The organism is Silvanigrella sp. (genome assembly GCF_044369315.1).
Classification (GTDB): Bacteria; Bdellovibrionota_B; Oligoflexia; order Silvanigrellales; family Silvanigrellaceae; genus Silvanigrella.
The window spans coordinates 1-4,728 of sequence record NZ_JBIPMD010000240.1; the positions used below are offsets into that span (position 1 = coordinate 1).

3 protein-coding genes are annotated in these 4,728 nt (G+C 25.9%); 1 reads left to right on the forward strand and 2 read right to left on the reverse strand.

The window, feature by feature from the left end; all coding sequences use genetic code 11:
- The first annotated feature begins 302 nt into the window (after positions 1 to 302).
- A complete protein-coding gene (locus ACIQ56_RS14510) occupies positions 303 to 1,610 on the forward strand; it encodes a POTRA domain-containing protein (RefSeq protein ID WP_397601761.1) in 1,308 nt (435 codons plus the stop codon).
- On the opposite strand, the gene ACIQ56_RS14515 is transcribed toward ACIQ56_RS14510, so the two are convergent.
- Together ACIQ56_RS14515 and ACIQ56_RS14520 are read right to left on the reverse strand one after the other, a co-directional pair.
- Entirely contained in the window at positions 1,602 to 3,080 is a 1,479-nt protein-coding gene (locus tag ACIQ56_RS14515) for a methyl-accepting chemotaxis protein (protein ID WP_397601762.1), read from the reverse strand. The genes ACIQ56_RS14510 and ACIQ56_RS14515 overlap by 9 nt on opposite strands.
- Positions 3,081 to 3,158: 78 nt before the next feature.
- Positions 3,159 to 4,613, reverse strand: coding sequence for a methyl-accepting chemotaxis protein (locus ACIQ56_RS14520; RefSeq protein WP_397601763.1), 1,455 nt, complete (start codon positions 4,611 to 4,613; stop codon positions 3,159 to 3,161).
- Positions 4,614 to 4,728: the final 115 nt, after the last annotated feature.

The window sequence follows — 4,728 nt, forward strand, 5'->3', positions numbered from 1 at the left end:
TGAAGTTTACTACAATCGTGTTAGAAAGCATTCGTCGAATGGATATCTGTCTCCAGTTATATTTGAAATAACTAGACCAATGAAAAAGGTCGGTTAATTGTGTCTATAAAATTGGGGGAAGATCAGTCTATAACATCATAAGATTCAAGTGTATTAAAAAAATCAAATGACCCAATTTTATATATTTTTGTTTTTTAATAAATATTACAAAAAATATTATTGATTTTAAACTATTGAAAAAAATAATTTAAATAGTAGAGTTTAAAAATTATTTTATTCAACTATTTGACTCGGGTTTTTAAATGTTTAAAAATAAAATTTTAGCAATGATCTTATTAACTCAATTAATTATTTTTTCTGAATGTTTCTCACAAACAAAAATAATCAAAGGAATCGAATTTAAAGGCAATGAAAATACTTCGATTGATAAACTAAAAAGTATAACTCAATTAAATAGTGGAGAAGAATACAATAAATCAAAAATAGATATTGCTATCCAAAATATAAAAAATACCACTGTTTTTACAAATGTGACTGCAGAAATAAAAGAAAGTACAGAAAATAAAAATGAAATAAATATCATTTTTAATATGGAAAAAAAGTGGACAATTATTCCTTATATTATAGCAGGATCTGGTGGTGGAACTTCTTATTATTCTGTAGGCGTATTTGATACAAATCTTTTTAATGAATTATATTCCAGTAATTTAAATATAAGAGTTGAAAATAACAAACCAAATATATCATTATCCTTAGTCGATAACTACGCTTTTGAAAATAAAGTTATTATGGGAACAATAGCAAATGTCATAAATAAAAAAGAAATATATTTTGACACAAATAACAAAGAAATAGGATATATTTCATATAAAGGTTCTTCAGTTAATCCTTATTTTCTTTGGAAATTTAATGAGTATTTCGCATACGGTTTAGGTGTATTATACCAAGAATTTAGTGAAATAAACGATATATTAAGTAATGACGAAGTAAATACAAATCAACAAAATAGTATTAAAACGCCATATAGCTATTCTACCGTTTCTTTGCAATCAAGACTTAACTTAGGCAAAATTAATTTTAACGATCTAACCCAAAGTGGTGTCCAATTAACTTCATTAATAAATACGACTGCAGGATTAAATTTAACAAATTCAAATAAAGAAGATTATAATGATACAACAATAACTATTTTAGGATTTTATCCTATTTCATTCTTAAAAAGCACTTATATTGCTAGTCGACTCGGATTCTATGGCACAGATTCTAAAAACCCAATTAAACTCAGTTTCTTAGGAGGCTTAGACAAACTGAGAGGGTTTCATTATAGCCAATTTAATGGAAAAACAGCATATTATTTAAATTTTGAATTTAGGTATACCGCATGGGAAGGGAATATTTTTGCTTTTCAAGTAGTTCCCTTTTTTGATATGGCAAATACAGGGGACGATGTGAATCAAATTATTTCTCAACAAAGCGCATCTAGTTATGGCATGGGAATAAGAATTCCTTTCAAAAATATTAATAAAATAGCTGTAAGAATAGATTTTGCTCAATCTATTACTCCATTTAAAATAAATGGATATAGTTTTGGTTTAACTCAATTATTTTAATTTTTCTTTTTGTCCAAGAATAATATTATTCATTAAATCCATAATGTTTTTTAATTTATCACATTGTAAATCTATTTCTTTCGCAAATATAATTAAGGATTTCATTTCATCAAATGTCTGATTATTTATTTCTCCAGCAGTATTTACTGAACTCACAACTTCAACAATACTTGAGTTTTGTTTATTTGTAGAATTTTGAATTTCTTTTGTATTGCTCAGAATATTTGTTACTTCAGAAGCAATATCTTTAAAAGAGGCCGAAACATTTACTGAATTTTTCTTAATTTCTCCAACACTATTATTCATTTCAAGAATTACAATTTCAGCCACTTTTTGGCTTTCAGATATTAATGTATCAATTTCATTGGCTGCTTTGCCACTCATTTTCGCTAAATTACCAACTTCTTCTGCTACAACAGAAAATCCTTTTCCTAATGCTCCAGCTCTAGCAGATTCTATAGACGCATTTAATGATAACAATTCCGTCTTAGACACAATATTATTGATTACTTTTGCTTTTGCCGAAATATCTCCAATCATTTTTGAGATATTTTGTAAATTTTCACTTGATTTACCTATTTTTCCTACAGATAAAGTCATAGTTTCAATGATTCGACTACCCTCTTTTGTTTTATTATTTAAATGATCTACAATACGAATACATTCATCTGCATTTTTTTTAGTTTGAGCTATGATTTCTACCATTTGATCCATTTGGGATTGTATTTGAACAATCGAATCACTTTGTGATTTAGATAATCCTGATACCTTAATAAACGAACTGCTTAATTTTTTATTTGTTGAATAAATATCATCGGATTGCTGCCCTATTTGTGTTGATAAACCTTGCAATGGTTTTGATACTATTTTATTAATAATTGTAAATGATAAAATAATGATAGAACAAACGCAAAGAAATAAACCCAAAATCGCCGTATAGATCATTTTATTAATCTGTTTATTTAACTGGCTTAATTCTGCTTCAATAACGATAACCCCATCAAAACGCGAGGTTTCTTTATCTACAATTGAAGAAATATAAATTCTCTTATTATTTTTATTTGTTAAAGCAATAACACCCTGAATCGATTTTAAGTCGGTAATATTCGTATATTCAGAAATATTTAAATTTGAAGTTATTTCATTATAATCTTTATTATTTTTAATCTCAATTCCAACAAATAAGGTCTTTTTTTCTCCAAATATAATTGCTTTAGAAATATTTTCATTTATAAACAAACCTTTAACAGAATTTACAACATTTTGTTTCTCTAAATTATAAATATTTGCCGATAATGAGGGTTTTAAAATTAATACAGAATTGCTTATAGATTTATCAAATTCATTTTGAAATTGGGATTTTGCTTCTAATATATCATAAATAAAATATAAGCTAATAGATATAATAACAATGGGAACAATCACAATTAATATTTTTAAATTTAAAGATTTATTGTTAAAATAATTCATTCAAATAATTTCCAAAATACGATATAATTATCTGTATTTATATCGGTAATTATTGACAATATATTAATATATTTAAAGTTATTTTGAATTTATTTTTTTAGAACCTGATATAATAGTATTCATAGATACGGTAATGTTTGTTAACTTATTACATTGTGTGTCTATCTCTTTTGCAAATACAACCAAACCATTCATTTCATTAAATGTTTCACTATTTATTGATGTAGCATTGTTTATTGAACTTAAAACTTCATTAATACTTGTTGTCTGCATAGAGGTTGAATTTTGAATATCTTTCGTATTGTTAAAAATATTGATCACTTCATTAGAAATTTCTTTAAAAGAATGAGAAACATTTACAGAATTATTTTTAATTTCAATTACACTATTATTCATTTGTAAAATAACACTCTCAGCCACTTTTTGACTTTCAAAAATAAGGGTTTGAATTTCTTTTGCCGCTTTTCCACTCATTTTTGCTAAATTTCCCACTTCTTCTGCAACGACTGAAAATCCTTTTCCTAAAGCACCCGCTCTTGCCGATTCTATAGACGCATTTAAAGATAACAATTCCGTTTTAGAAACTATATTATTAATTACCGCTGCTTTTGTTGAAATATCTTTGATAATTTTTGAAATATTATGCAAATTTTCACTTGATTTATCTATTTTTTCTACGGCAGATGCCATATTTTGAACAATATTGTTTCCTTCTTTTGTTTTTGTATTTAAATGATCAACAATACGGTTACAATCTTCTGCATTTTTTTTGGTATCATCTACAGCTTTAACCATATGTTCCATTTGACTTTGAATCTGATTCATACCATCACTTTGTTGTTTAGATAAATTAGAAACTTTTATAAACGAAGAATTTAATTTTTTATTTGTATCATAAATATCGTCCGATTGATGGCCAACTTCAAACGTTAAACTATTTAAGGGTTTTGTAATAATTTTATCAATAATATAGTAAGATAAAATAATAATTGATAAAATACAAATTAATGTTCCAATAATAGCACTGAAAATCATTTTTAAAATTTGTTTATTGAGTTGATTAATGTCAGCCTCTACGATAATAATTCCATCAAATCTCTTGGACTCAGCATCAATAATACTAGAAATATAAACTCTTTTATTTTGTTTATTTGTTGATATTACAACTCCTTGAATATTTTTTAAATCATTTTCAGTTGTATAATCTATTATGTTTAAGTCTAATGGCAATTCTGCTAATGTTTTATCTTCTTTAAAGGATAAGCCAATAAAAGGTACCTTTTTATCGTTAAAAATTACCGCCTTGATAATATTTTCATTGATAAAAAGACCTTTGATTGAGTTTATTACATTCTGTTTCTCTAAATTATAAATATTTGCTGACAAAGATGGTTTTAATATTAAAACGGAGTTTATTATTGTTTTATCAAATTCATTTTGCAATTGTTTTTTTGTATCTAGTATTTGGTATACAAAATAAAGTCCTATCGTCACAATTGTAATTGGGATTATGATCCTAACCCCCCATTTCAAGTTGACACTTTTCCATCATGAAAAGGAGAGTCAATGGATAAATTAGCAGAGCCACGAAGGCGCTTAGGATATTATGAAAAGCGAGCAATATTAGAGGAACATTTTAATTTAGGGT